Annotated in this window: 25 protein-coding genes; 10 read left to right on the top strand and 15 right to left on the bottom strand. The window is 66.9% G+C overall.

Translation table 11 applies throughout. The features are described from left to right. Positions 1–12: 12 nt before the first annotated feature. Both FBY33_RS20660 and FBY33_RS20655 read right to left on the bottom strand, forming a co-directional pair. The gene (locus tag FBY33_RS20660) at positions 13–234 is read right to left on the bottom strand and encodes a GNAT family N-acetyltransferase (RefSeq protein WP_327436764.1); all 222 of its coding nucleotides are present in this window, start codon (positions 232–234) and stop codon (positions 13–15) included. A gap of 31 nt (positions 235–265) precedes the next feature. Continuing rightward, a complete protein-coding gene (locus FBY33_RS20655) occupies positions 266–508 on the bottom strand; it encodes a hypothetical protein (RefSeq protein ID WP_235010515.1) in 243 nt (80 codons plus the stop codon). A gap of 137 nt (positions 509–645) precedes the next feature. Between FBY33_RS20655 and FBY33_RS10070 the strand changes: the two genes are divergently transcribed. Further along, complete coding sequence (locus FBY33_RS10070; RefSeq protein WP_142030444.1) at positions 646–1536, top strand: potassium channel family protein; 891 nt, start codon at positions 646–648, stop codon at positions 1534–1536. Between the two features lie 2 nt (positions 1537–1538). Here the strand turns inward: FBY33_RS10070 and FBY33_RS10065 are convergent, their stop codons facing one another. Then, a complete protein-coding gene (locus FBY33_RS10065) occupies positions 1539–2555 on the bottom strand; it encodes a LacI family DNA-binding transcriptional regulator (protein WP_235010514.1) in 1017 nt (338 codons plus the stop codon). Between the two features lie 205 nt (positions 2556–2760). On the opposite strand from FBY33_RS10065, the gene FBY33_RS10060 reads away from it, so the two are divergent. The 5 genes from FBY33_RS10060 to FBY33_RS10040 all read left to right on the top strand — a co-directional run bounded on the left by FBY33_RS10060 (position 2761) and on the right by FBY33_RS10040 (position 8824). Continuing rightward, positions 2761–4728 (top strand): glycoside hydrolase family 127 protein, encoded by a 1968-nt coding sequence (locus tag FBY33_RS10060; protein WP_235010513.1) that lies wholly within the window; start codon positions 2761–2763, stop codon positions 4726–4728. A 36-nt stretch (positions 4729–4764) separates the two neighbouring features. Continuing rightward, positions 4765–6051: an ABC transporter substrate-binding protein gene (locus FBY33_RS10055; RefSeq protein WP_142030443.1), complete on the top strand. Its 1287-nt coding sequence runs from the start codon at positions 4765–4767 to the stop codon at positions 6049–6051. Positions 6052–6114: 63 nt separating this feature from the next. Next, complete coding sequence (locus FBY33_RS10050; protein WP_235010512.1) at positions 6115–7074, top strand: carbohydrate ABC transporter permease; 960 nt, start codon at positions 6115–6117, stop codon at positions 7072–7074. Between the two features lie 27 nt (positions 7075–7101). Further along, complete coding sequence (locus FBY33_RS10045) at positions 7102–7962, top strand: carbohydrate ABC transporter permease (protein WP_142030442.1); 861 nt, start codon at positions 7102–7104, stop codon at positions 7960–7962. 124 nt (positions 7963–8086) lie between these two features. After that, positions 8087–8824 carry a hypothetical protein gene (locus FBY33_RS10040; protein WP_142030441.1) on the top strand — a complete coding sequence of 246 codons (738 nt, stop codon included), beginning with the start codon at positions 8087–8089 and terminating at the stop codon, positions 8822–8824. A gap of 1 nt (position 8825) precedes the next feature. On the opposite strand, the gene FBY33_RS10035 is transcribed toward FBY33_RS10040, so the two are convergent. Together FBY33_RS10035 and FBY33_RS10030 are read right to left on the bottom strand one after the other, a co-directional pair. Beyond that, positions 8826–9731, bottom strand: coding sequence for a CPBP family intramembrane glutamic endopeptidase (locus tag FBY33_RS10035; RefSeq protein WP_142030440.1), 906 nt, complete (start codon positions 9729–9731; stop codon positions 8826–8828). Positions 9732–9748: 17 nt separating this feature from the next. After that, the gene (locus tag FBY33_RS10030; protein ID WP_142030439.1) at positions 9749–10798 is read right to left on the bottom strand and encodes a response regulator transcription factor; all 1050 of its coding nucleotides are present in this window, start codon (positions 10796–10798) and stop codon (positions 9749–9751) included. Positions 10799–10977: 179 nt separating this feature from the next. Between FBY33_RS10030 and FBY33_RS10025 the strand changes: the two genes are divergently transcribed. Further along, complete coding sequence (locus tag FBY33_RS10025) at positions 10978–11412, top strand: nuclear transport factor 2 family protein (protein ID WP_142030438.1); 435 nt, start codon at positions 10978–10980, stop codon at positions 11410–11412. Between the two features lie 65 nt (positions 11413–11477). Here the strand turns inward: FBY33_RS10025 and ppsA are convergent, their stop codons facing one another. The 3 genes from ppsA to FBY33_RS10010 all read right to left on the bottom strand — a co-directional run bounded on the left by ppsA (position 11478) and on the right by FBY33_RS10010 (position 15708). Next, the gene (gene ppsA / locus FBY33_RS10020) at positions 11478–13892 is read right to left on the bottom strand and encodes a phosphoenolpyruvate synthase (RefSeq protein WP_142030437.1); all 2415 of its coding nucleotides are present in this window, start codon (positions 13890–13892) and stop codon (positions 11478–11480) included. A 146-nt stretch (positions 13893–14038) separates the two neighbouring features. Then, positions 14039–14857 (bottom strand): pyruvate, water dikinase regulatory protein, encoded by an 819-nt coding sequence (locus tag FBY33_RS10015; RefSeq protein WP_142030436.1) that lies wholly within the window; start codon positions 14855–14857, stop codon positions 14039–14041. 41 nt (positions 14858–14898) lie between these two features. Continuing rightward, positions 14899–15708, bottom strand: a complete 810-nt coding sequence (locus tag FBY33_RS10010; RefSeq protein WP_142030435.1) for a slipin family protein — start codon at positions 15706–15708, stop codon at positions 14899–14901. Between the two features lie 237 nt (positions 15709–15945). On the opposite strand from FBY33_RS10010, the gene FBY33_RS10005 reads away from it, so the two are divergent. Both FBY33_RS10005 and FBY33_RS20500 read left to right on the top strand, forming a co-directional pair. After that, on the top strand, positions 15946–16587 hold the full coding sequence (locus tag FBY33_RS10005; protein WP_235010511.1) for a hypothetical protein: 642 nt from the start codon (positions 15946–15948) through the stop codon (positions 16585–16587). Then, a complete protein-coding gene (locus FBY33_RS20500) occupies positions 16580–16741 on the top strand; it encodes a hypothetical protein (protein ID WP_200831354.1) in 162 nt (53 codons plus the stop codon). Before FBY33_RS10005 ends, FBY33_RS20500 begins: the two co-directional genes overlap by 8 nt. Positions 16742–16753: 12 nt before the next feature. Here the strand turns inward: FBY33_RS20500 and FBY33_RS10000 are convergent, their stop codons facing one another. From FBY33_RS10000 to FBY33_RS09980, 5 genes are all read right to left on the bottom strand, one after another. After that, positions 16754–17053, bottom strand: a complete 300-nt coding sequence (locus FBY33_RS10000) for a hypothetical protein (RefSeq protein ID WP_142030434.1) — start codon at positions 17051–17053, stop codon at positions 16754–16756. 189 nt (positions 17054–17242) lie between these two features. Next, entirely contained in the window at positions 17243–18322 is a 1080-nt protein-coding gene (locus tag FBY33_RS09995; RefSeq protein WP_235010510.1) for a DUF2891 family protein, read from the bottom strand. A gap of 22 nt (positions 18323–18344) precedes the next feature. Continuing rightward, positions 18345–19316 (bottom strand): DUF979 domain-containing protein, encoded by a 972-nt coding sequence (locus FBY33_RS09990; protein WP_142030432.1) that lies wholly within the window; start codon positions 19314–19316, stop codon positions 18345–18347. Continuing rightward, positions 19313–20026 (bottom strand): DUF969 domain-containing protein, encoded by a 714-nt coding sequence (locus FBY33_RS09985; protein WP_142030431.1) that lies wholly within the window; start codon positions 20024–20026, stop codon positions 19313–19315. Before FBY33_RS09985 ends, FBY33_RS09990 begins: the two co-directional genes overlap by 4 nt. Positions 20027–20266: 240 nt before the next feature. Further along, positions 20267–20944: a GntR family transcriptional regulator gene (locus tag FBY33_RS09980; protein ID WP_142030430.1), complete on the bottom strand. Its 678-nt coding sequence runs from the start codon at positions 20942–20944 to the stop codon at positions 20267–20269. A gap of 69 nt (positions 20945–21013) precedes the next feature. Here FBY33_RS09980 and FBY33_RS09975 point away from each other — a divergent pair, with 69 nt between their 5' ends. Next, positions 21014–21997, top strand: a complete 984-nt coding sequence (locus FBY33_RS09975; protein WP_235010509.1) for a prenyltransferase/squalene oxidase repeat-containing protein — start codon at positions 21014–21016, stop codon at positions 21995–21997. A 7-nt stretch (positions 21998–22004) separates the two neighbouring features. Here FBY33_RS09975 and FBY33_RS09970 read toward each other — a convergent pair whose 3' ends face one another. After that, positions 22005–23753, bottom strand: a complete 1749-nt coding sequence (locus FBY33_RS09970; RefSeq protein ID WP_142030429.1) for an acetyl/propionyl/methylcrotonyl-CoA carboxylase subunit alpha — start codon at positions 23751–23753, stop codon at positions 22005–22007. Further along, complete coding sequence (locus FBY33_RS09965; RefSeq protein ID WP_142030428.1) at positions 23746–25416, bottom strand: 5-oxoprolinase/urea amidolyase family protein; 1671 nt, start codon at positions 25414–25416, stop codon at positions 23746–23748. Before FBY33_RS09965 ends, FBY33_RS09970 begins: the two co-directional genes overlap by 8 nt.

Raw genomic sequence — 25416 nt, 5'->3', positions numbered from 1 at the left:
CCGGAGCCAACGCTAGTGCTGGCCGCGCCGGACCAGCCGGAATTCCGGCAGGGCCTCCCACTCGGGCGGAAGGGTGTTGCGCTTGCCGTCGGGCCGGAACCCCTGCTTCAGGTAAAAGGCCAGGGCACGGGGATTGTTCTCCACCACCCAGAGGTAGGCGGGGCCGGAGCCGACGGCGGCACTCACCAGCGCTGCCCCGACGCCCGTCCCGTAGGTCCGCCGGAGGGTATAGATCGAGTAGAGTTCGAGCGCTTCAGGAGCGTCGTCATCCCGGCCCCGGGTCCGCGTAGCCCACCACCTGGTTGTTGGCGTCCAGGGCGAGGATCCGCGGCTGGTCGGTGGCCAGGAATGGCCACCGACGCTCCACCCGTTCCGGGATGCTGGCCCTCCGGCGGCGGAAGAATTCCGTTGAGAGCAGGTGCGGGTAGCACTCCTCGTGCGCCTGCGTCTGCATGAGCACCACCGCCTCCGCGTCCTCCGGGGTGGCCTGGCGAAGCTGATAGTCCATGGCGCCAGCCTAGCCAGTCCGCTCCCAGGCCGCGCGCCGCCGTCGTACCCTCCGCCATGCCCCACCCACCGGCCGGCGGCACCGCGCACTTAGCCCGCGCTCGCGGGCACTTAACTCGCGGGCACTTAAGATGAGGCATGACCTTTGAGGACGCGCTCCTGACGGCGGTTGGCGCCGTGCTGATTCTGCTGATGGTCTCCGACGTCTTCCATACCCTGCTGTACCCCCACGGCTCGGGTCCGGTGGGCCGGACCATCATGCGCGGGTTCTGGCTGCTGTCCAGGAAGCTCAGGGGCGGGGCCTCCTCGGTGGCCGCCCCGCTGGCCATGGCGGCAGTCATCGCCGCGTGGGCCGCCCTGGCTGCCGTGGGCTGGGCTCTACTGTACCTCCCCCATTTGTCGAACGGGTTCTCCTACTCGGCGGACGTGCCCCGGCAGGCTGACTTTGCTGAGGCGCTGTACATTTCGCTTGTGGCCCTCTCCACCGCGGGATTTGGCGAGATCGTGCCCACCCACCCGCTGCTGCGGCTGGTGATGGCGTTCCAGGCCGTGGCCGGTTTTGGCCTGCTGACCGCCACGGTCTCATGGATCCTGCAGACGTACCCGGCGCTGAGCCGCCGGCGCGCGCTTGCCCACCAGTTGAATCTGTTCCGGGAAGCGGCAGGACCATCCGGGATCGCGTCGCTGGAGGCGCGGCATGCGGCCCGGCTGCTGGAGTCGATGGCGGAAAACGTGGCATCGGTGAGCATTGATCTTCTTTCCTTCCACGAGACCTATTACTTCCATGAAGTGGAGCAGAGGGGCTCGCTTCCCGCCACCATCGCGTACGCCCACCAGCTGGCCTCGGACGCCCAGGGCAGCGACAACCCTGAGCTTCGGTTCGCCGGGCGGATGCTCTACGCGGCGCTGGATGACCTCGCCGAAGTCCTGCGCGGGAAGTTCGGCCACGTGGGAAGCACCTCCTCGGACGTATTCGACCACTACGAGCTCCACCACCGGCACCGGCGGCCCCCGGAACCGCGAAGGTGACGCTACCCCCGTGGACCGGAGGACTCCCGCACGATGAGGTCGCAGTCAACGATATGAATTCCCGGCCGGGGTAATCCGTCCAGGGCTGACAGCAGCGCCTCACCCGCGCGCCGGCCGATGGTGGAAAGGTTCAGGTCCACGCTGGAAAGATGCGGCCGGTACCCGTCGGTGAACGGGGACCAGTTGTCTACGCCTATCAGGGCCACGTCCCCCGGGATCGACCGGCCGTGCCGCTCAAGTTCGTACGCGGCGCCCCGGGCAATCTGGTCGCTGCCGCAGAAGATGGCGTCCACGTCCGGGTAGTTCGCCAGCAGCGCGCGGACCCCGTTGTGGCCCCATTCCTCGGTCCAGCTTCCATACCAGACATCCCCTACCGGCTCCAGCCCCTGAGCGGCCATAGCGGAAAGGAAGCCGTCCGCACGCAGTGCCGCGGACGCATGGTTTTCCAGGCCGGTGATGTGCGCGATCCGACGCCTCCCGGTCTTCACCAGGTGGTCGACGGCACGCCGTGCGCCGCCGCGCTCGTCCCCGGTGACGGAGCAGTCCCGCGGACCGGTCGACGGCGCGAAGGCGTAGATGACCGGCACGGGAAGGTTCTCCCCGAGCGGCGTCCGCGGATCGGCTTTGCGCCCGACTGCGATGATTCCATCCACCTGCCGTGCCAGCAGTGTTCGCACGTAGTGCTGCTCCCGGATGGGGTCGTCCCGGCTGTCGCAAAGGAAGCAGAGCATCTCCCCCAGCCCGAGGGCATCCTCGACGCCCCGCAGAATAGGAATGCTGAAGCGTCCGTAACTGTCGGTGGTGATCACCCCCACGGTGTAGGTCCTGCCACTGCGGATGCTCCGCGCCGCGCCGTTGGGAAGCCAGCCAACCTCCTCCGCGGCAGCGCGGACCCGCAGCCGGGTCGACTCACGTAGCTGGCCCGTACCGTTCAGCGCCTTTGACACCGTTCCGGTCGAAACTCCCGCCCGTGCGGCCACTGCCGCTATGCCGGAACTACGGAAATTATTTTCCGACATGCCTCCCTTTCCTACCGCCGGTCCGCGGGCTCTCAATGCCCGGTTCACGACCGCCAGTCCCTTTGAAGCGTAGCAGAAACCGTTGACAGATGAGACGCAGGTCACTTAGAGTCGACGCTCGGAAGACGTTTTCCTAATTTTCCTGTTCCGGCTTTCCGGATTCTGTCGCTTCACCCTTCGAATCACACTATGGAAGAGGTCATTGATGACATCTGTTCACGACATCCCGGCAGCGTCCGCTCGACCGGGCGCCGACAGCGGAACCACAGCGGGGCCCGTCGGGGCCACGGCGCACGGACATTACGCTTTGCGCCCGCTGTCCTTCGATTCCGTACGGTTACGCCCCGAGGGACACCTGGGCAGCTGGCAGGAGCTCAACCGGACCTCCACCATTCCCCACTGCATCGCGAATGTGGAATCCAGCGGTGCCCTCGAGAACTTCCGGCGGCTCATCGGGGAAAGCGATGCCGAGTTCCGGGGTTTCTGGTTCCAGGACACCGACCTATACAAGACGCTGGAAGCTGTGGGATGGGAGGCTGGCCGCCACGCCGACCCGCGTTGGGAAGAGTACCTGGCATCCATGGGCGAACTGCTGGCAAAGGTGCAGGAACCGGACGGCTACCTGAACAGCTGGGTCCAGGGTGTTGAGCCCGGGAAGCGCTGGGACAAGCTGCAGTGGAGCCACGAGCTGTACACCGCCGGCCACCTGCTGCAGGCGGCCGTGGCAGTGGCCCGCACGACCGGAAACGGAACGGTCGTGGAGGTCGCCCGCAGGGTGGCTGACTGCATCGTGGAGACCTTCGGCCCCGGCGGCGTCGAAAAGATTGACGGCCACCCTGAAGTGGAAACCGCATTGGTGGAGCTCTACCGCCTGACCGGAGACAAGCGCTACCTCGACACTGCCGTGCGGCAGTTGGACCTGCGCGGCCACGGCATCCTTCCCGATGACAGATTCGGCCGCCAGTACTTCCAGGACCACCTTCCTATCCGCAAGGCCGCCCACGAGGCTACAGGGCATGCGGTGCGACAGGTCTACCTCTCCACCGGAGTAGCCGATGCCTACCTCGAAAACGGCGACCCGTCCCTGCTGGAGGCCGCCGAAGCGCTGTGGGAGAACATCTTCTCCCAAAAGGCCTACCTGACCGGAGCCCTCGGATCACGCCACCGGGACGAGGCGTTCGGCGACGCCTACGAGCTGCCGCCGGACCGCGCCTATGCCGAGACGTGCGCGTCCATCGCAAGCCTGCACTTCAGCTGGCGACTCCTGCTCGCCACAGGCAATGGCAAATATGCCGATGAGATGGAGCGTGCGCTCTACAACGGCATCGCCGCATCGACTTCTGTTGAGGGCACCAGCTTCTTCTACTCCAACCCCCTGCAGCTGCGCACGGGCCATGACGGATCTACCGAGGATGCGCCGTCGGAACGCCTGTCCTGGTACGCATGCGCCTGCTGCCCGCCGAACCTGGCACGCCTGGTGGCATCCCTGCACCATTACGTGGCCACGCAGGATGAGTCCGGACTGCAGCTTCAGCTGCTGCACGACGGCGAAGTGCGCGCATCGGGCGAACCCTTCGGCGGTGAAGTAACGGTCTCCACGACTACGGAATATCCGTGGGACGAAAACGCCAGCATCGAAGTCACGGCCCCTGCCGGCGAATGGACGCTTTCCGTGCGCATCCCCACCTGGTGCAAAGACCCGAAGGTAAGCATTGAGGGGGAGCACATCGAGGCAACGCCGGACGCGTCCGGCTACATGCGGTTGCGCCGCGACTGGGAAGGGATCACCACCGTCCTGCTGACGTTGCCGATGCCTGTGCGAATTGTTAGCGCTCATCCACATGTGGACGCCGTGCGCGGCACGGTCGCCTTGGTCCGCGGGCCCGTGGTCTACTGCCTCGAACAGCATGACCAGGCGGACGGCGTGGTGCTTGAAGACCTCGCAATCGATGCGGCGGCTCCGGTGGAGATCGGGGCAGCAGAGGGCATCCCCGGGGTGCGCACCGTGCTCAAGGCCGCAGGCATCGCCAGTCCCCCGGCGGAGCAGGCGCTCTACCGCACTGCCGGAACGGGTGAGGGGGAACACCGGCCCATCGAGCTGACTGCCATTCCCTACTTCCGCTGGGCCAACCGTGGCCCGGCCGCCATGCGGGTCTGGATCCCGGTCGCTTAGTTTTACCTCCCACCCATCTATGAAGAGGAACGGCATATGAAACGTACTAGATTCGCTGCAGCACTGGCGCTGGCGGCATCCATCACCCTCGCAGCCACCGGCTGCGGCAGCTCCTCCAGTTCAGACTCGCTGCAGGCCTCCTCCGGGGAACCGAGCGGGACCATCACGCTCTGGGCCCGCGATTCCCAAAAGGGGTTCATGGACCTCCTTGCGGATGCCTACAACAAGTCGCACAAGGCGCAGGTCCAGGTCACCATCGTGCCCAGCGGAAACTTCGTGCAGAAATTCGGCACGGCAACCGCTGGCGGGTCGGGACCGGACGTGGCCTCCATCGACCTGGTCTATTTGCCCTACTTCGCCTCCACCGGGGTCCTGCAGGACATCACCGGCGAGGCCTCGAAGCTGCCGTACAAGGACAAGCTCAGTCCGTCCCACGCTCGCCTCTCCACGTGGGAGGACAAGACCTATGCCCTGCCCTTCACGGCCGAAGCATCCGTGCTGTTCTACAATAAGGACCTCTTCCAGAAGGCCGGCCTTGATCCTGCCAAGCCGCCCGCAAACTACGAGGAGATCCTCACCGCAGCCAAGAAGATCCGCGCCCTGGGCCCGGACACCTACGGCTTCACCATGGCCGGACAGTGCGGCGGCTGCAATATCTTCGAATTCACCCCCAGCGTCTGGGCCAGCGGCGGCGACGTGCTCTCCGATGACGGAAAGACCGCGAAACTGGACTCTCCTGAGGTAACCAAGGCGTTGACGTTCTACAAGCAGATGCACGACGCCGGCGTGATGCCTGAGGCGGCGAAGACCGACTCCGGCACGGCCCAGCCAGCCCTATTCCAGGGCGGAAAAGCGGGCATGGTAGTGCTCGGCGCCTTCTTCACCCAGACGCTGAACACGGACAAGAAGGTCGACTACGGCATTGCCCCCATCCCCGGCGAGAACGGCGGGTCGGCCTCCTTCGCAGGCGGTGACAACATCGCAGTCACCACCGGATCGAAGAACAAGCCTGCTGCCTGGGACTTCGTGAAGTGGGCCACCGGCGACGAGGCCCAGACCTTGCTGGCGAAGAACTCCATCGTCCCAGTCAGGACTGACCTCGTGAAGAGCGTCTATGCCTCGGCGGACCCGCGCAACGAGATCTTCAGCAAGGCGCTGGAAACCGGCAAGACACCATACAGCGTCGTGGAAAACAAACTGTTCAATGACAACAACGGGCCCTGGGCCACCATGATCAACGAGGCCGTCTTCGGCGGCGACATCCAGGCAGCGCAGCAGAAGGCGCAGCAGGCCGCCCAGCAGATCATCCAGACCGGACCCTGACGTTCCGGGGGTGCTGCCGCTCAACCTGCGGCAGCACCCGTCTTGTCCTCAAGGAGACCTACTTTGGCACACAACACCACCCTGACAACGCGGCCCGGCCAGCCCCGACACCCGTCGGTGCCCCCACGCCCGCAACGGAGTCGGCGGACCCTTTCCACCTCGCGCAGCAGGCTCGGCGCGTTGGTCGTCGCCCCCGCGCTGATCCTCCTGACTGTTTTCTTCTTCCTGCCCGTGGTCCTCATGCTATGGATGTCCCTGAACCGCTGGCCGTTGCTGGGCAAGATCAGCTTCATCGGCCTGGGCAACTACATTTCCGCGCTCCAGGACCAGGACTTCCTGCGGGCGGCCGGGTTCACCCTGCTCTACACACTGATCATGACTCCCCTGCTGCTGGTCATCGGCATCGCCCTGGCGCTGCTGATCCGACGCCCCGGGCGAGCCTCACGAGTCTTCCAATCCATCTATTTCCTGCCAGTCGTCGTCGGATTCGCCGCCGCCGGATACCTGTGGCTCTTCATGGCCCAGCCGAACATCGGCCCCCTCCTAGACCTGCTCACCCGCAGCGGGCTGGCCTCGCGCACGGACAACTGGTTCGGCAGCTTCGCAGGTGCACTGGGCGTCGTGTGCGCAATGGTTGTCTGGAAGGTTGCAGGCATGCAGATGCTGCTGCTGAACTCGGGTCTTCAGTCCATCCCCGTGGAGCTCGAGGAAGCGGCCAAAATCGACGGCGCGAGCCGAACGCAGGTGTTCCGCTACATCATCCTGCCGCTGCTGAGGCCCACCCTCGCGCTGGTGCTTGTCTTCTCGGTGGCCGGCTCCTTGCTCGCCTTCGACCAGTTCTACATCATGACCAACGGCGGTCCAGCGAACCAGACCATCACCGCGGTCTACCACATCTACCGCGTTTCCTTCCAAGGGTTCCAGCTCGGCTACGGCGCCGCGCTCTCGGCCCTGCTGATGATCGTGCTCGCGGTCGTCAGCGCCATCCAGATGCTCATCCTCCGCAACTCGGACCACAATTAGTCCACATCACCGGAAACGGACCCCTCCATGACTTCACTGCAGTCCAGTCTCCGCCCGGTGCCGCGCACCGCCTGGTGGATCATCAACCTCAGCCTCGCGGCGCTGTTCCTCTATCCGTTCTGGGTCGTCGTCTCGCAATCGATCAAGTCCCCCGCCGAGGCCGCCGCCGCGCCGCCGACGCTCTTCCCGGCTTCCTTCTCGTTAGGGAACTTCGCGAAGCTTTTCGGCAATGAGAACGGCGGGGCCGGCTTCGTCCAGCAGTTGGGCAACAGCGTCCTCGTCTCGGTAGGCGCAACGCTCCTTACCATCGTGCTGAGCACGCTGGCTGGCTACGGCTTCGCCAAGCTTCGCTTCCGGGGCAGCAACCTGCTGTTCTTCGCCACGCTCGCCACCTTCATGATTCCTTTCCAAGCGGTCATCACCCCGCTGTACCTGGTGCTGCATCAGATCGGCCTGACCAACAACCTACTGGGACTCATGCTTGGCTACACCACGTTCAACCTGCCCTTCGGCATCTTCCTGATGAGGAATTCCTTCGCAGCTCTGCCGGCGAGCATCGAGGAAGCTGCCCTGGTGGATGGGTGCAGCGTGTTGCGTGCCATGGTTCGGGTGCTGCTCCCGGTTGCCGTCCCTGGGGTGATCAGCACCGCACTGTTCACGTTCTTCGCTTCGTGGAACGAGTTCTTCGCCGCGCTGATCCTGATGACAGACCAATCCAAGTACACCCTCCCCGTTGCCCTGAACGTGCTCTCCAGCGGAACCTTTGGGACCCTTGACTGGGGGGCGCTGCAGGCAGGCGTCGCGGTGACCATCATCCCCTGCATCGTCATCTACGTCCTGCTCCAGAAGTACTACGTGGGAGGCATGCTCACGGGGGCGATGAAGTAAGCCTGCCCCAGCCGAGGCAGGCGACGCCGCGCGACATGAATGCGCTTTGCCGCCGCGCAGTCCGTTGTAGCTCCGATAGCCCCGGCGTAGACTCGGCCCACCATCCAGGCGGAGGCGGAAAGCCATGAAGAGCATCCGGGCGCAGGTCATTGACGCTGAACAGAATGCCGCACTCGGGCCGGGAGGTGATGAGCAGTTTTCCGGGTACGGCGTCATGGGCCTGCCCTTCAGCTCCGGCTACGTCCTGGCCATGCGCCGCTTCCCCGTCACCAGCGTCGGCCCCGGCTACACCTCCGTGTGGCTGCGCCGGCCTGCCGGTTCCTGGACCATCTACGCGGACGCAGCGCCGGAGGTGTCCTGCGCCCGCTACTTCGGGTCTGCCCTGGAGGGCGCCATCCAGTGCCAGGTCAGCGTTGATTGGACCGCGGACAATGCCTTCACCGTGGCCATCGGCGGGGACGTGGACCTGGCATGGAAGGTGGAACTGGAGTCCACGCCCGTGACCGGTGCCATGAGCGCGGTCATGACCGCGCTGCCCAACATGCTCCTGTCCAACAAGGCGTTCCTGAAGGCCATGGGCTCAGCCGCCGGACCAATGCTCAGCGCGGGCCGGCTGGGGCTGACGGGCAGCGTGCCCAACCGGCAGGGTTTCCGGGCCAAACCCCGGCGCATGTGGTTCATCTCCCGAAGCTCCGCCACGATCGCAGGCGAGGACTTCGGGATTCCCCAGCCGTTGACGTCCCAGACCCGGCTGGGCGACTTCTGGATCCCCCAGCGGGGCATCTTCGTGATCGGCTCTTCGGCCTTCGACCGGTTCGACCCCGCGCAGCATATTTCGGCCACCGCCCGCAAGACCACGTAGGCTACCTCCGCCTGTGCGGTATCCGGACGTGAATGGGCAGGAAACGCCGCGGTCCGGTCATCTCGTCCCGGCTTGTCAGTGCCACCGCGGCAACCACCAGCCACATTGTGGCGGCCTGCCCCCATGGGTAGACCTGCTGGGGAACCCCCGGTGTCAACGGGTTGAGGACGAACTGGAATGCCGTCAGGCTCGCGTGCATCAGCGCCGCCACAAGCACGCTCCCCGTATGCTCATACACCCAGACCATGAGCACCCGGTAAGCCGTCAACTGGCCGACGAGCACGGCGGCGGCCCACAGCGACATGAAGATCACCAGCGGCACGCCGCCGTTCGTCCCGCCACCGCCCCAGTAGTTCACAAAGAAGTGCCAGGCGCCCCACAGCACCCCTACCAGGACCCCTGTCCAAAGAATGCTGTAGTGCTGCCTGGCCTTGGGAATGGCGAACCCGGTCCAGCCGATCTCCTCGAGAAGCCCAACCACCAGCCCCAGCACCACTCCCATGACGAGGGTCCCGGTCCTGTCCGGTTCCGTGGCAATCCGCGGCGCATAGTTCAGGGAAGACATCCACAGCACCAGCACGGGGACGGCCAGCGTCACCGGTGCGACCAGCAGGGCGAAGAGGTACCAACGCCCGTCGACGCGCCATGTGAGCAGCCGGGCCCAAAGGTCCCGGTATCCCGCCCGTCCCGACATGATGCCCGTCAGGACGAGGCCGGCCACCGCGGGCCCCAGCAGCATGGCCGGCACGGTGGCGGGGATGGTGAGCTGGAACTGTTCCGGCGTGGGCGAGAGGCCGCCCGTGACCGCCCACACTGCCCACACGATGGCGCCCCAGGACAGGAAGAAGGTCACGGCGAAGTACCACGGCAGCGGGTGTTCGCGCACCGATCTCGCCAAGGCATGCATGGGAACCTCCCCGCGCTTCAGGCCGTGAGCCGGGCCACCAGCTCGCCCCGGCTGCCGACGCCCACCTTCTCGAAGAGGGACTTCAAGTGGTCGTGCACAGTGTGCGGGGAGATGAACAGGTGCCCAGCGATCTCCGCCGTTGAACTTCCAGCCAGTACCTCCAGGCAGACGTCCCGTTCCCGCGCGGTGACGCCGAACGCCATCAGCAGCAGGGCCGCGAGGTCGTGGGTGGTCGCCGGTTCCACGGTGACCACCATCTGGTCGGGGTCATCGCCGGTGATCAGGCGGCTGGCCTGCAGCACCACCCAATTGTTCGATGCGTCGCGCATCCTGGCCCGCGCCGTCCCCGATGCGGCAGCGTGCGCCTGGGCCACCACCGAATAGAGGGTCTGGCTGAACCGGCCGGGCGCGGCGTCCTCCACCCCGGCAAGCCAGGAGGCGGCGGCGGGCGTGGCGGCGCGCAGGTCGCCGTGCAGCCCGGCCAGGACAATGACAGGCCCGACGGCGGCGGGTCCCGTCGGGTGCGCCACGCGGACAGCGGCCCTGGTCGCCGAAGCCAGCGTGGCCGTGACCGCGCCCAGGAATTCCACCTCCCGGTCGGTGAAGTCGCGGCCGCCTTCGCGGAAAATGCTGCCCACGCCCCAGCACAGGTCATCCACCCGGAACGCGGCACGCAACTCATGGTCAAGGCCCAGCGGCTTGAGCAGGTCATTGATCCGCACGCTGCGCACCACCTCCCGGTGCGGCGCATCCGAAATCCTGGCGATGGGTTGCGGCCGCCGCAGCAGCTCCACGAAGGTGTTGGGTTCCCGGCCGGTGTACTCGGACTGGGCAAAACGGAGGAAGTACTCCTCAAACTGGTGCCCGCCCACGGGCCACGGCTGCCAGTTGGTAATCGAGGTCATCACCATGGAGGCGGGGTCGACGGCGGCCCAGCACCCCTGCTCGAACGGCACCTCCCGCTGCACCACGGCAAGCGCCGAGGCATAGAGGCCTGGCAGGTCCATCCCGCCGGTGGCCATGGCGGCGATGTCCCGCCGGGCACGCTCCGCGCGCTCCTCCCACATACCTCCAGTATCGTCCCGGGAGGCAGTGCGGCAATCCCCCATTTTGGGGGTTTCCCAAGCACCTCGAAACCCCTGGCGCGGGGATCGCGCCGGTGGCTGCCGCCGTCGTACTTTTCCTGCATGGGCGCCGCACCAAACCGGGCATCCACAACAAAAACCACAGAACCAAGGAGGCTGCAATGGGACAGGCACGCGATGTCATGGACCGGCTGATGACGGCCATGGATACAAAGGACCGGGAGGCCTTGGCAGGCTGCTACGCCGCTGGCGCCGTGATCCAGACTCCGGACCAGGGCGAGGTCTCCGGGCGTGAGGCGATCGCCAACTACTTCTTCCACTTCTGGGAGGCCATGCCGGACGTCAGATACGAACAGTTGGCCACTCACGAGGCGGGGAACGTAGTGATCGTCGAGGGCTTCGTGGTGGGCACAAACACCGGGCCGTTGAGCCTGCCCACGGGCGGGACCCTGCCGCCCACCGGCAGGCGGGTCCGGGTGCGAAGCTGCGACGTTGCCAAGGTGGAGGCGGGCCTCATCAGCACCCACCACGCCTATTTCGACCAGCTGGAACTTCTTGGCCAGCTGGGGCTGCTTCCTGAACTGTCCAAGCAGTGAGGGGCAGCTCCGCCACGGCGTTTCGGCCGTGGCGGAGCCGCCCCCTAAAGCAGCAGCGTTACCGGTCAGACGGCAGCGGCAACCTCCACGCCGTCCGACGCATCCTCTGATACCCCGGCAAGCCGGAGCCAGGTATCCACCACGGTGTCCGGGTTCAGGGAGATGGAGTTGACGCCTTCCTTCACCAGCCACTCGGCGAAGTCCGGGTGGTCGCTGGGGCCCTGGCCACAGATTCCAACGTACTTTTCGCGCGCCCGGCAGGCCTTGATGGCCATGCTGAGCAGCTTCTTCACGGCCGCGTCCCGCTCGTCAAAGCTGTTGGCCACGATGGCCGAGTCCCGGTCCAGGCCAAGGGTCAGCTGGGTCATGTCGTTGGAGCCGATGGAGAAGCCGTCAAAGAATTCCAGGAACTCGTCGGCCAGGAGCGCGTTGGACGGCAGCTCGCACATCATGATCACCTCAAGGCCGTTCTCGCCGCGGCGCAGCCCGTTCTCTGCGAGCAGTTCGATGACGCCCTGTGCCTCGTCCAGCGTCCTTACGAACGGGATCATGAGCTTGACGTTGGTCAGGCCCATCTCGTTGCGCACGAAGGACAGGGCCTCACACTCAAGGTCGAAGCAGTCCCGGAACGACGGCTCCAGGTACCGGGACGCGCCACGGAAGCCGATCATGGGGTTCTCTTCGTGCGGCTCGTACGCCGGGCCGCCGATCAGGTTGGCGTACTCGTTGGATTTGAAATCGGACATGCGGACAATCACCGGTTCCGGCGCAAAGGCCGCGGCGATGGTGGCCACGCCCTCGGCCAGCCGCTTGATGTAGTAGTCGCGGGGGTTTTCGTAGGCGGCGATGCGATCCCGGATTTCGGCGGCCACATCCTCCGGCTGGCTGTCCAGGTTCAGCAGGGCCTTGGGGTGGATGCCGATCTGCCGGTTGATGATGAATTCCAGCCGGGCCAGGCCCACACCGTGGTTGGGCAGCTGCGCGAAGGTAAAGGCCTGCTCCGGGGTGCCCACGTTCATCATGACCTTCACCGGCGCCTCGGGCAGCTCGGTGATGCCGGTTTCCTCCACACTGAAGTCCAGCAGGCCTTCGTAGATGCTTCCGGTCTCGCCATCGGCGCAGGACACGGTCACCTCCTGGCCGTCAGTCAGCGCGTCGGTTGCGCTGCCGGTGCCGACGACGGCGGGGATCCCCAGTTCGCGGGCGATGATGGCCGCGTGGCAGGTGCGTCCGCCGCGGTTGGTGACGATGGCGGAGGCACGCTTCATGATCGGTTCCCAGTCGGGGTCAGTCATGTCCGCCACCAGCACATCGCCGGTCTGGAAGGAGGCCATCTGGTCGATCGCCGTGAGGATCCGGACCTTGCCGGCGCCGATCCGCTGGCCGATTGCGCGCCCTTCCACCAGCACGGGGCCGGTGGCGTTCAGGCGGAAGCGGCTCTGGCTGCCGGGGGCGCGGCGGGACTGCACGGTTTCCGGGCGTGCCTGCAGGATGTACAGGCCCCCGTCAGTGCCGTCCTTGCCCCACTCAATGTCCATCGGACGGCCGTAATGCTTCTCAATGGCGATGGCGTGGCGTGCAAGCTGCTCCACGTCGTCGTCCGTCAGGCTGAAGCGCGAGCGCAGGGAAGCCTCCACCGGCACGAAGTCGATGGTGCGGCCGATCTCGCTGTTGTTGGTGTACGTCATCTGCAGGGCCTTCTCGCCCAGGCCGCGCTTGAGGATCGCGGGACGGCCGGCCTCCAGGGCGGGCTTGTACACGTAGAACTCATCCGGGTTCACAGCGCCCTGCACCACGGCTTCGCCCAGCCCGTAGGAGGACGTGACGAAGACGGCGTCCTGGAAGCCGGACTCGGTGTCCATTGTGAACATGACGCCGGACGCGCCGACGTCGGAACGCACCATGCGCTGGATGCCCGCCGAAAGTGCCACGTCGGCGTGTTCGAACTTGTGGTGCACCCGGTAGGCGATGGCGCGGTCGTTGTAGAGCGAGGCGAAGACGTCCTTGATGGCGTGCAGGATGTTGTCGATCCCGCGGACGTTCAGGAAGGTTTCCTGCTGCCCGGCGAAGGAGGCGTCGGGAAGGTCCTCGGCCGTGGCGCTGGACCGGACCGCCCAGGACAGGTCCGCGGAGCCGGCGTGCTTGTCCACCAGCTGCTGGTACGCCTCGCGGACCTGTGCCTCGAAGTCGGGCAGGAAGGGGGTGTCCCGGACCAGGGCGCGGATTTCCTGGCCCGCCGAGGCCAGGGCCGTCACGTCATCGGTGTCCAGTCCGACGAGCCGGTCGGCGATCTTCTGGTCCAGGCCCGAGTCGGCCAGGAACCGGCGGTAGGCGTCGGCCGTGGTGGCGAAGCCGTCCGGGACCTGGACGCCGGCCGAGGTGAGGTTCTGCACCATCTCGCCCAGGGAGGCGTTCTTGCCGCCCACCTTGTCCAGGTCCTTGAGTCCAAGTTCAGAGAACCACAGAACGTCTGTCGTCATGATTGCTGCTCCTTTGCAGTCGGGTGGCATAGGCGTTGCCGGCCGCTCACGGTGGTGCCGGCCGGAAGAAAAACCCTGCTAAGAGTTTCAGGTCTGCAGCGGACTTTCCACCTGATGTGTGCCACGCCACGTTTGTGAAACAACCGCTAGTGCTTGAGGTTCATCCGCTGCAGGATGGTGGCCGCCATTTCCTCAACCGAGACGGTGGCGGAGTTCAGGTACGGAATCCGGTGCGAGACGTACAGTTGCTCGGCGCTGCGCAGCTCAAAGCCGCACTGCCGCAGGGACGCATAGGGCGAGCTGGGGCGGCGTTCGGTGCGGATCTGGCTCAGGCGCAGCGGGTTGGAGGACAGGCCGAAACACTTCGACACGAAAGGCTTCAGCGGTTTGGGCAGCCCGTCCCGCTGGAAGTCCTCATCCACCAAGGGAAAGTTTGCCGCGAAGATCCCGTGCTGCAGCGCCAGGTACATGGTGGTGGGCGTCTTGCCGCAGCGGGACGGGGCCACCAGGATCACCTGGGCCTTTTCCAGCGCACGCAGACTCTGGCCGTCGTCGTGCTCCATCGCATACTCCACCGCCGCCATCCTGGACTGGTAGCGTGCGGCGTTCCCCAGCCCGTGCGCCCGGCCGGGCTCTCCGCTGGCGGGCGTGCCCAGCGCCGCTTCCAGGACGCCCACGTGGGTGCCGATCAGGTCCACGATGACAGCGTTGCAGCCGGCCAGGATCTGCCGGATCTCGCCGTTGACCGCGGTGGAAAACACCAGCGGCCGGGGTCCGGCCGCGGCCAGGCCGTCGATGGTGCGCACCACCGACCGGGCCTGTTCGGGGGTGGTGATGAACGGAATGGTGACGCGGTCAAAGTTGTCCACGGGGAACTGCGTCAGAAGCGTATTCCCCAGTGTTTCCGCGGTGATGCCGGTACTGTCCGACAGGAAGTAGACAGGACGTAGAGCAGCAGTGGTCATGGCACGACTTTAGCGTCCTCCTGGTGCTGGACTTGTACGGGTCAGGCCGCCTTCACCGGTGACTTGCCGCCGGAGGACGCCGCCTGGCTTTCGCGGGCCAGGAATGCGGAGAGTTCGCCGATGGTGCTCATGAGCGGGGCGGGGAAGACCACGGTGGTGTTCTTGTCGACGCCGATTTCCACCAGCGACTGCAGGTTCCGAAGCTGCAGTGCCAGCGGGTGGGCCATCATCGTGTCGGAGGCGTCCCCGAGTGCAGCTGCCGCGATGGCTTCGCCCTCGGCGGCAATGATCTTCGCCCTCTTTTCGCGTTCGGCTTCAGCCTGGCGGGCCATGGCGCGCTTCATGCTTTCGGGAAGCTGGATGTCCTTCAGTTCCACCAAGGTAACTTCGACGCCCCATTCGACGGTGAGCACGTCCAGGATTTCGCGGATGTCGACGTTGATCCGTTCAGTCTCGGACAGGGTCTGGTCCAGCGTGTGGCGGCCGACGACCTTCCGCAACGTGGTCTGGGCTATCTGGTCGATGGCCGCGGCCACGTTCTCGATGGCGATGACGGACTTCACGGCGTCCACCACGCGGTAGTAGGCAACCGCCGAGACGTCGACGCTTACGTTGTCCTGGGTGATGATGCCCTGGGACTGGATGGGCATGGTCACGATCCGCAGGCTGACCAGCGGCAGCCGGTCGATGATGGGCACGATCAGCTGCAGGCCCGGGTCCCTGACGCCCACCACCCTGCCAAGCCGGAAGAGCACGCCCTTCTCGTATTGGCGCACGATCCGGATGGACATCTTCGCGACGATGAGCAGTAGGACGACGAGGACGATGACAACAACGGTGGTGGGGTCCATCAGGATCCCCTCCTGTTAGTGGCGGGACGTGCCGTCGCCGGGCCGGCGCCGTGACAGGTGCCCTGCCCTTATTGTCCCACCAAAAGGTGGGAGAGAGCCCTGGGCTGGTCACCACCCAAGCGGCAAGGGCGGCACACCGGAGGGCTAGACTGGCCGGGTAAGGACGGATTGGGGGATCCAGGGCGGCACTGCCGCCATTCCGCTGGTCAGTCGCAGCCAGCGGACCCAAGGACCACCATGACGTTCTTCCAGGACTTTCCCGTCCCTCCCCTGCCACCCCGGCCGCGCTCACAGCGATACGTCCCGCCGCCGTGGGCCGCCGCCCCGCCCTATGAGCTGCCGGCCGTTGTCCATGTGGGCACGTTTGTGAGCCGGACTCCGGCGATGGTGGTGGCGGTCAAGAGCGCCGACGTCTTCTCTACCGGCTGCGTATTCAGCTTGTCCTGGCTTTTCCGCCGCGGCCATCAATCGGACGAGGACTGGGACGATCTGCAGCACCTGTTCTTCCAGCCGCGGATGGGCATCCGCCGCGGCAGCGGACAACAGACGGGCCTGATGTTCGGCGTCGAATTCCCGGATGGTTCCAAAGCCACCACCGGAGCCATGGGGCCGCATGTCTTCATGGAACGTGGTCAGCAGCCCGACCCTCCCGTCCTGGCGCTGAACAATGGCGGGGGCAGCGGCGGCGAGGACGAGTTCTCGGGAACCGGCACGCTCTGGCTCTGGCCCCTTCCCCCGGCCGGCGACCTCCGACTGGTTGCCCAGTGGACGGACTTCGGCCTGTCGGAAACCTCGGTGATGCTCGACGGCGGGCGGTTGCGGGACGCCGCTGCCGGCGTTCAGCAGTACTGGCCTGAGGAGGACAACAACGTTGGCTAATTTCACGGGCCCGGTCCTGTTCGTCCTCTTCGGAGCGATCTTCTTCTACATCCTCTACGGCGTAGTCCGCGCCGCCGTCCGCGACGGCATCGGCCAGGCAGACGAGCGGCGCAGGCGGCGCGTCGAGGAAGAGTCCGACGCCGCTGGCCGGTAGGCGGGTGACCGTTCAGTCTGCGGACCGGTTCTCTTCCTGCTGCGATTCCTGCCCCACGGCGGACACGATGCTCCCGTAGCCCTGCAGGAACATGCGCCGGCCTTGGCCCTCGTCCGTCCAGACCCAGATGATGGAGTAGTCGGACGTGACGGCGTCCACCACGCCGGTGCCGGCAAGGGTTCCCTCGGCAAAGCGTACGCGGTCCCCCACCGCCAGCCGTGGGTGCCTGGTCCGCTTCCTCCGGGACTTGAGGGTGGCGGCGTCCCCTGCCACTGCAGGGTCTGAAAGGCAGGTTGTGACGTGATGGCGCATCGGCTTCCTTAGGTCTCGCGGACGGACGGTCAGCTCATTACGACCCTGCCCGCTGCTCCCAGGTCACGCGCTCGGTGCACGTGGTGCAGCAAGACTAACGCGACGGAACTCCCGGATACACACCAGGCGCCCACGGGACGGAGTATGACTGGTCCGTGCCGTGGGCGCCGGTGGGCACCGCAAGGATATTCAGTCCAGTGCCGCGACTGATCCCAGTGCGTCCCAGGCGAAACTGGCCAACCAGTGCGTGGACATGAAGTCGCCGCTTTCCAGCCCGGAGAGTCCAGCTTTCAGGAGCGGATCCAGCGCCTCGGACAGCACAGCCGCGGCGGCGGACGCCTCGGGGCTTTCCGACCCACTAAGCGTGGCGATGATCCGTGCCACCTGCCCCGCGCGGGTCAGGTTCAGCCCGTGCAGGTGTACCAGGTAACCGTCGGTCTCATCCGTCACGCTCACCGGCTGCAGGATACGCGACTCTGTGGACAGCCCGGGCAGGAACCCGGCAAACCAGGCGGCGAACTCATCTGCGGGAAGGACGCGGCGCATCAGGTCGGCCTCGCTGAAGCCGGCGGAGAGGAAGTCCTGGCCGCTGATTTCCCAGTCCCCCGGCCAGCCGCGGTCGTTGCCGAACCAGTCCCGGGCCGCGGCCTCGCAGGCCTCGGCAGCATCGGTGCGGCCGAGCGAGCGGAACGCATCCAGCATGTAGCCCACCCCGAACGCGGCATTGGTGTGCAGTCCGTGCCGGACCGGGTACTGCGCCTTCGCCATCCACGCGACGCTGAGCTCCGCCACCGCATCCACCAGCGGCTCCAAGGCAGCGCCCCACTCGCGGATCTGGGCGTCCGATGACGCGGAGGACGTGGCAGCCAGCCGCATCAGCCAGGCCCAGCCATACGGCCGCTCCCAGGACGGGTTGGCCAGCAGGTAGTCCCGCTCCACCGCCAGCTTGGCCGGAGTCAGGTTGGCGCCCAGCGCTTCCCGGAGCGACGCTGCGGTGGAGCTGTCCACCCAAGCCGCCGTGCCGCCGTCGGGCGCTGCTTCCTTAGGCGAGGATGAAGCATCCAGCAAGCTGACCCCCAGCCAGTGCATGTGCACGCAGGAGTGCCAGTCGAAGGAGGTGTAGAACGCGGGGTGGATCTGTTCGGGGGTGGGCCGGTCGGCGGCGGAGACCTGGGTGTGGTGGGCCGAGTGCGGGAAGGGCTCGCTGAGGTTGCCCAGCACCACGGCCGCGTAGTCCGGTGCCGCCTGTGCGCGAAGATCGTTGTCCATCATGCTCCTTCGAAAGGCAGGGTTAGTGGAAGGCCAGGAAGTACATCAGGGCGATGTTGACGGCCAGCAGCGGGATGGCCGTTCCTACCTGGGCCGTGATGACGCCGTACTTGTTGTTCATTTCCAGCAGCGCGGATGGCACCAGGTTGAAGTTGGCGGCCATGGGTGTGCACAGTGTGCCGCAGAAGCCGGCCAGCATGCCGATGGCGAAGACGATGGCGGGGTCGCCGTGGAACCCTTCCACCAGCACGGGCCAGCCGATGGCCGCGGTCATGATGGGGAACGCGGCGAAGCCGTTGCCCATGAGCACGGTGAACAGGAACATGCCCACGCAGTAGACCACCACGCCGGCGATCAGTGAGCCCTTGGGCAGCAGCCCGGACGCGAGGGTGCCCACCGCGGTGCCCACGCCGGCCTTGGTGAAGAGGATGCCCAGGGTGGTGAGCATCTGCGGCAGCAGCGCGGCCCAGCCGATGGATTCGAGGATCCGGCGGCTTTCGAAGATGGGCGTGGCAGGGTTCTTGGGCTTGAGGATCACCAGGGCGACGACGACGGCGGCTACTGCCCCGATGGCCAGGGCTACCAGCGTAGTGTTCTTGGGATCAAGCAGCGGGGTGCCGCCGATGGACAGCATTGGCGCCACGAGCACCAGGATTACGGTGACCAGCGGCAGCGTGAGCGCGGGGAGGAAGAGCTTGTTGCCGAAGCGCTTGGCGAAGGCCTCGCGCTCCGGGCCCGTGGAGGTGCGGTGCTTGCCGTGACCGAGCAGGCCGGTGGAGGCCAGCACCACCAGGACCAGGACGGCGATGCCCAGGATCCAGCCCGGTGCGGTGCCCGCCTGGACCCAGGTGCTGTAGAAGAAGCACAGGCCGAGCAGGCCCCAGAAGGAGGAGCTGCCCCAGCGGCGGGGGTGGTGGGTGTCGGCGGCAATCAGTGCTGCCCAGGCGACGAACAGAATGCCGATCAGCCAGTAGACGGCTTCAACGTTGATCATTTGGCTTCTCCTGCGGTTTCCTTCTGGGCGGTGAGCTCGTACTCGCGGTATTCCTTGTCCAGCTGCTTGTCCAGGCGCAGGAGCCGGAAGCCGTGGATCAGGAAGGCCGCGATGGCGGTGGGGATGGCCCAAAGGGCCAGCTGGAGCGGTTCCAGGTGCAGGTGGTACGTGGTGTCCACGAACGTGGTGATCAGCAGGATTGAGCCGACCGCCACGAACACGTCCTCGCCGAAGAACACGCCCACGTTGTCCGCGCCGGCCGAGTGGCCCTTGATCCGCTCGCTGATGTGCTCCGGCACGTGGCCGTAGCGGCGCAGTGCCGCGCCCTCTGCCATGGGGAACACCAGCGGACGGACGGTCTGGGCGTGGCCGCCGATGCTGTTCAGGCCCACGGCTGCGGTCAGCTGGCGGACGGCCAGGTAGCCCAGGAGGACCCGGCCTGCCGTGAGCTTGGCGAGCTTTCCGATGAGGATCTTGGCCTGCTCCTGCAGCCCAAAGAACTCGATGATGCCCACCACCGGCAGCACCGCCACGAAGATGGTGACCGAGCGGCTGCTGGCGAAGCCGGTGCCGAACGAGTCAAGGATCTGCGCGGGGTTCATGCCGCCCAGCAGTGCGGTGACGATGCCGGCGACAGTGACGACAATCAGGGGGTTCAGGCGGATGGCGAAGCCAATGATCACCAGCAGCACCCCGATGAGTACAAGCATGATTATCCCTTCCCAGGGGACCCGTGACGGGTCTGCGAAAGTGGGGGCCGGCGCGTCCATGGGGTTGGTCATTGGGGGTGACGGCGCCGGGGGGCGGGAGCCCCGGTCACGTTAGGGCTGCAGGGTTTAGTGGGCTGCAGGACAACGATGTGATCTAAAGCATAGCTTTTTGTTCAACAATCCTGCAACCCCCTTTCTGCCGGCCCGCCTAACTGGGCTGGAATGCTGCGGCTGGGCGCGTTAGCGGCCGACGGCGGCGAGCAGCTGGGCTTCGGCGCGGTCCAGGTAGGCGGCCAGGAAGTCCGCTGCCGCGGCCAGGTCGCCGGCCTCCAGGAGCTCCACGATCCGCGCGTTGTCCTCCACATAGGGCTCGTGGAAGGCCGGATTGGCAGCCATGGAGTGGAACACCAGGCGCATCTCGGCCAGGACCTGGTCCATGAGGCTGTTCAGCCGCTCGCTGCCGCTGCGGTCAACGATGGCGCGGTGGAAATCCTGGTTGGCACTGGCCATCCCGGGGATGTCGCCTTCCGCGGCGGCTGCCCTGGCGGCTTTGACGATTCCGGCCAGGGGCTCAACGGGAGCATCGACGGACCACAGGACTGCGGCCGGCTCCAGGAACCGGCGCACGCGGTAGATCTCGCGGATGTCGTCCGCCGTAGGGTGGGCCACGAAAACACCGCGATTGGGGATGCGGGTAACGATGTGCTCCGCATGCAGCGCCGTGAAGGCCTCCCGCAGGGTGTTGCGGGACACGCCCAGGGCTTCGCGGAGGGCTTCCTCCGCGAGCTTGGATCCGGGCGCGAGCTGGCCGGCGGCGATCCGGCTGCGGAGCTGGGCCGCCACCCAGAGACCTGTTTCGGCGTGCTTGGTGGTCCTGGCCTGGGCTTGGAGATCGGCCAGCACCTCGTCAAACGTCATGGCACCACGATATCCGGCCGGACACCGCCACCCTGTCCGCACCGGACGTATTCCGCCATCATGGTGAGCATGACGTGGCTTGACTGCCTACGGTTCGACCCCCTCGCCCCGCTGCTGTCGAGCGCACATCCTGCCGTACGCTCCTGGGCCTCTCGGGAGCTGCTCCCCGGGACGGCGGGGCTGCCATCCGCCCCGGCGGGGGCACCGGATGAAGCGCTGTGGGACCTGCCGATCCCGCGCCGGATCCTGCGGCGCCAGGCGGCCGACGGGTCGTGGGCCTATCCGGGAAGACGGCCCCGGGCCAGGATGGATTACGACCTGCTGGAGACCTACCGGCAGCTCGGGTTTCTCGTGGAGATGTTCGGGCTGACGTGCCGGCATCCGGCCCTCGCCGCAGCCGCCGGCTATGTGCTCTCGCACCAGTCCGCCGAGGGTGATCTTCGAGGGATTTACGGCAACCAGGTGTCTCCCAACTACACGGCGGCCCTCATCGGGCTCCTGAGCAAAGCGGGGTACGGCGACGACCCCCGCGTGGAACGCGCGTTCAGCTGGCTTGAGGCGTCGCGGCAGGACGACGGTGGCTGGGCCCTTCCGTTCCGCACCCGGGGGAGGAATCTGGACGCGCTCGAGGAGCCGCAGACCATCCCCGGCGATCCGGCGCAGCCGTTCTCGCATCTGATCACCGGGGTGGTGCTCAGGGCGTATGCGTCCCATACCCGGCACCGCAAAAGCGCCTCCGCACAGAAGGCTGCGGAATTGCTGGCGGGCCGCTTGTTCGAGCCGGACGCCTACCCGGATAAGGGCCGTGTGGCCGACTGGACCGAATTCAGCTTTCCCTTCTGGATGACGGACCTCGTTTCCGCCCTCGACGCCATCAGCATCATCAGCCCCGGCCTCAGATCGGAAAAAACCGACCAGGCGCGCGACTGGCTGGCCGCACACCAGGAACCGTCCGGGCTCTTCACTGGCCATCTGCTCCGGGACAGGTTCCACGACCTCCAGCTCTGGTTCAGCCTGGCAGTCTGCCGCGTCTTCGCACGTATGTCCTCGTGAGGCTCGCTCACCCGATAGTGGCGAGCACCTGTCCGGGCGCGACGGCGTCCCCCGCCGCAGCGAGTTGCTCGCCCAGGGTGCCGGCACGGTGAGCGGCAACGGCCGTTTCCATCTTCATGGCCTCGAGCACCAGCACCGCCTCCCCTTCCTCGACTGTTGCCCCCGGCTCAGCCAGCCACTTGACTACGGTGCCGGCCATGGTGGCCAGCAGGTCGCCGTCGTTCTTCTCCGCCGCGGCCTCGCCGCTGCTCTCCGGAGCCTCTGTGCGTGCCCGGCCACCGCCGTCCAGCAGGGAATCCAGCAGCGCCCTGGGCAGTCCCAGCTCCATCCGTTTGCCGTCCACCTCGATGCCGATGGTCCGGCGCGGCTCTTCCGGCGCGGCAGGGCTGAAGGCAGGGTCCGCCTCGAGGGCGGTGGCGAACTCGTTCTCGATCCAGGTGGTGTAGACGCCAAGCGTGTCCGTGCGGGTGAAGTCCGGCGCCTCCACTACCGCCCGGTGGAACGGCAGGACGGTGGCCAGGCCTCCGATGCGGAACTGACGCAGGGCACGCCGGGCGCGGCGGAGGGCCTGCTGCCGGTCCGCGCCGGTCACCACGAGTTTGGCCAGCAGGGAGTCGAACTGCCCGGGGACCACGGAGCCGGACCGGACGCCGGTGTCCACACGGATCCCCGGCCCGGTGGGCACCTCGAACGATTCCACACGGCCGGGTGACGGCAGGAAGCCGCGGCCCGGATCCTCGGCGTTGATGCGGAACTCAAAGGCGTGGCCGCGGGGCTCGGGGTCCGCCAGGATGGGAAGTATTTCCCCCGCCGCGATGGACAGTTGGGCGGCCACCAGGTCCACGCCGGAGGTCTCCTCGGTGATGGGGTGCTCCACCTGCAATCGCGTGTTGACCTCCAGGAAGCTCAGGAAGCCGGTTCCGTCCAGCAGGTACTCCACCGTGCCGGCGCCCACATAGCCGGCCTCGCGGCAAATGGCCTTGGCCGAGGCGTGGATGGCCGCCCGCTGTTCAGGGGTGAGGAAGGGGGCCGGGGCCTCCTCCACGAGCTTCTGGTGGCGGCGCTGCAGGGAGCAGTCGCGCGTGCCCACCACCACCACGTTGCCGTGTGTGTCGGCGATGACCTGGGCCTCCACGTGGCGCGGCCGGTCCAGGAACTTCTCCACGTAGCATTCGCTCCGGCCGAAGGCTGCGAGGGATTCGCGGACCGCGGAGTCGAAGCTTTCCTCGATGTCCGCCATGTTCCGGACCACCTTGAGGCCGCGGCCGCCGCCGCCGAAGGCAGCTTTGATGGCCACCGGAAGGCCCACCTGTTCGGCGAAGGCGCGGACTTCCTCGGCGCTGGCCACCGGCCCGTCGCTGCCGGGTGCCAGCGGCGCACCGGCGCGGACCGCCACTTCGCGGGCGCTGACTTTGTCACCCAGCAGCCGGATGGTTTCCGGGGAGGGGCCGATCCAGGTCAGCCCGGCGTCGAGCACTGCCTGGGCGAATCCGGCGTTTTCGGACAGGAAGCCGTAGCCGGGGTGGACGGCGTCCGCACCGCTTTTGGCCGCAACCGCGAGAATTTTTTTGATGTCCAGGTAGGTTTCCTGCGGACGGGAGCCGGACAGCGAGTACGCCTCGGTGGCGGCGGAGACGTGGAGCGCTTCGGCGTCGGGGTCGGCGTAGACGGCCACGCTGTCCAGGCCGGCATCGTCGCAGGCGCGGGCAATCCGCACGGCGATTTCGCCGCGGTTGGCAATGAGGACTTTATGCATGGGATTCCTTAGGTGTTTCGGGCAGTTCTGCCGGTGATGCTGCGGCGGTGAAACGCACGGTAGTGCCCGGGGGAAGCTGGGCGCCCTTGTCCAGGTCGGCATGGACGACGACGGCAATCACCGGGTACCCGCCGGTCACCGGGTGGTCGGAGAGGAACAGGACGGGCTGGCCTTCCGGCGGCACCTGCACGGCGCCGCGGACAGTTCCTTCGCTGGCCAGTTCACCGTCCCGGCTGCGGGTAAGCGGCTGGCCGTTGAGGCGCAGGCCGATGCGGTTGGACTGTGGCGTGACGGTCCATTCCCGGGCCAGGAAGTCCTGCAGGGTTTCGGGGCTGAACCAGTCCTGCCGGGGTCCTGGAACCACCCGCAGCACGGTGGCCCCGTCCTGGTCCGGGAGGGGCGATATTTCCGGGTGGCCAACGATGCTGCCAGGTTTGGCGGCCTGAACGGGCAGGATGGTTCCGGCTTCGAGCGGTTTGGGGCCGATCCCTGACATGCTGTCCGTGGAGCGGCTGCCCAGGGCAACGGCGCCACCGATTCCCCCACGGACCCCGATGTAGGAGCGGAGCCCTGCGCTGGGGTTGCCCACGGTCAGCCTCTCCCCTGCCAGCAGCGCGAAGGGGGCGTCGCACGCGGGGTGCCGTACCGCCGTCGTCCGCTGTGATGCCTGTGCGGAATCTGTCCCCGGCGTGACCTCCAGCGGGACAGCTGCCCCCGTGACGGCCAGGACCTGGTCGGTGAGGGCCTCGAGTTCAAGCCCGCCGAAGAGGAGTTCGATTCCGGCGGCGCCCTCGGCGTTGCCCACCATGCGGTTGGCGCGGCGCAGCGCTCCCCGGTCCATGGCGCCGGCGCTGCTGACGCCCAGCGAAGCGAAGCCAGGCCGCCCCAGGTCCTGCACGGTGGCCTGCAGTCCGGGTTTGCGGACGGCCAGGCCTGGGGAACCTTGTTGTTCTGCAGGCGTCCTGCTGGCTGATGCTTCCGGCACCTCCGTCACGACGGCGTGGGCGCGGACGGCTTGGAAGCGGACGGTATCACCGGGGCGGATAAGTGCGGGATTTTCCCGGTCCAGGTCCCACATGACTGCATCGGTCCGGCCGATCAGCTGCCAGCCGCCCGGCGATTGCCGCGGATAGACGGCGGAGTACGCCCCGCCCAGGGCAACGGCTCCGGCGGGGACGGCCGTCCGCGGTGACCGTCGCCGCGGCACCTCCAGGCTGGGGTTCTCGCCGGTGAGGTAGGCAAAGCCGGGTGCGAATCCGGCAAAGGCGGCGGTCCAGAGCTGACCTGTGTGGGCGGCCACCACTGCCTCGCGGCCCAGGCCGGTGAGCGACGCAACCTCGTCCAGGTCCTCGCCGTCGTACACCACGTCGATGGTGACCAGCGCGCTCTCGGTGTCCGCGGGTGCGTCCAGGTCCAGGCTGCGGACATGCGCGGCCAGCGCCTGCGCCGACTGGGGCGAGTCCGCCGTGATGAGGATGGTGGTTGCGGCGGCGATGACGTCGATCTGGCCCGGTTGCGGATGCGCAGTGAGTTGCGCCTGAAGGCTGAGGACCGCTTCCAGGGAGGGCAGCTCCACCAGGATGGCACGGTCGCCGGCGGGACGGATGCCGGTCAGCTCCGCGTGGGGGGCAGTGCTTGTACGCTGCAGTTGCATGGCGGCCAT

It is taken from the genome of Arthrobacter sp. SLBN-112, from assembly GCF_006715225.1.
Lineage (GTDB): Bacteria > Actinomycetota > Actinomycetes > Actinomycetales > Micrococcaceae > Arthrobacter.
This window is presented reverse-complemented; position numbering and strand designations above follow the sequence as displayed.

Excerpts from the sequence above, each read along its gene's own strand:
- FBY33_RS10070 (WP_142030444.1), top strand. The coding sequence starts at position 646 with ATGACCTTTGAGGACGCGCTCCTGACGGCGGTTGGCGCCGTGCTGATT.
- FBY33_RS10040 (WP_142030441.1), top strand. The coding sequence starts at position 8,087 with ATGAAGAGCATCCGGGCGCAGGTCATTGACGCTGAACAGAATGCCGCA.
- FBY33_RS10000 (WP_142030434.1), bottom strand. The coding sequence starts at position 17,053 with ATGCGCCATCACGTCACAACCTGCCTTTCAGACCCTGCAGTGGCAGGG.
- FBY33_RS10055 (WP_142030443.1), top strand. The coding sequence starts at position 4,765 with ATGAAACGTACTAGATTCGCTGCAGCACTGGCGCTGGCGGCATCCATC.
- FBY33_RS09970 (WP_142030429.1), bottom strand. The coding sequence starts at position 23,753 with ATGCATAAAGTCCTCATTGCCAACCGCGGCGAAATCGCCGTGCGGATT.
- FBY33_RS10025 (WP_142030438.1), top strand. The coding sequence starts at position 10,978 with ATGGGACAGGCACGCGATGTCATGGACCGGCTGATGACGGCCATGGAT.
- FBY33_RS10045 (WP_142030442.1), top strand. The coding sequence starts at position 7,102 with ATGACTTCACTGCAGTCCAGTCTCCGCCCGGTGCCGCGCACCGCCTGG.
- FBY33_RS09965 (WP_142030428.1), bottom strand. The coding sequence starts at position 25,416 with ATGGCCGCCATGCAACTGCAGCGTACAAGCACTGCCCCCCACGCGGAG.
- FBY33_RS10060 (WP_235010513.1), top strand. The coding sequence starts at position 2,761 with ATGACATCTGTTCACGACATCCCGGCAGCGTCCGCTCGACCGGGCGCC.
- FBY33_RS10035 (WP_142030440.1), bottom strand. The coding sequence starts at position 9,731 with ATGCATGCCTTGGCGAGATCGGTGCGCGAACACCCGCTGCCGTGGTAC.
- FBY33_RS09975 (WP_235010509.1), top strand. The coding sequence starts at position 21,014 with ATGACGTGGCTTGACTGCCTACGGTTCGACCCCCTCGCCCCGCTGCTG.
- FBY33_RS10065 (WP_235010514.1), bottom strand. The coding sequence starts at position 2,555 with ATGTCGGAAAATAATTTCCGTAGTTCCGGCATAGCGGCAGTGGCCGCA.
- FBY33_RS09990 (WP_142030432.1), bottom strand. The coding sequence starts at position 19,316 with ATGATCAACGTTGAAGCCGTCTACTGGCTGATCGGCATTCTGTTCGTC.
- FBY33_RS10015 (WP_142030436.1), bottom strand. The coding sequence starts at position 14,857 with ATGACCACTGCTGCTCTACGTCCTGTCTACTTCCTGTCGGACAGTACC.
- FBY33_RS20655 (WP_235010515.1), bottom strand. The coding sequence starts at position 508 with ATGGACTATCAGCTTCGCCAGGCCACCCCGGAGGACGCGGAGGCGGTG.
- FBY33_RS10010 (WP_142030435.1), bottom strand. The coding sequence starts at position 15,708 with ATGGACCCCACCACCGTTGTTGTCATCGTCCTCGTCGTCCTACTGCTC.
- ppsA (WP_142030437.1), bottom strand. The coding sequence starts at position 13,892 with ATGACGACAGACGTTCTGTGGTTCTCTGAACTTGGACTCAAGGACCTG.
- FBY33_RS09985 (WP_142030431.1), bottom strand. The coding sequence starts at position 20,026 with ATGCTTGTACTCATCGGGGTGCTGCTGGTGATCATTGGCTTCGCCATC.
- FBY33_RS09980 (WP_142030430.1), bottom strand. The coding sequence starts at position 20,944 with ATGACGTTTGACGAGGTGCTGGCCGATCTCCAAGCCCAGGCCAGGACC.
- FBY33_RS09995 (WP_235010510.1), bottom strand. The coding sequence starts at position 18,322 with ATGGACAACGATCTTCGCGCACAGGCGGCACCGGACTACGCGGCCGTG.
- FBY33_RS10030 (WP_142030439.1), bottom strand. The coding sequence starts at position 10,798 with ATGTGGGAGGAGCGCGCGGAGCGTGCCCGGCGGGACATCGCCGCCATG.
- FBY33_RS10005 (WP_235010511.1), top strand. The coding sequence starts at position 15,946 with ATGACGTTCTTCCAGGACTTTCCCGTCCCTCCCCTGCCACCCCGGCCG.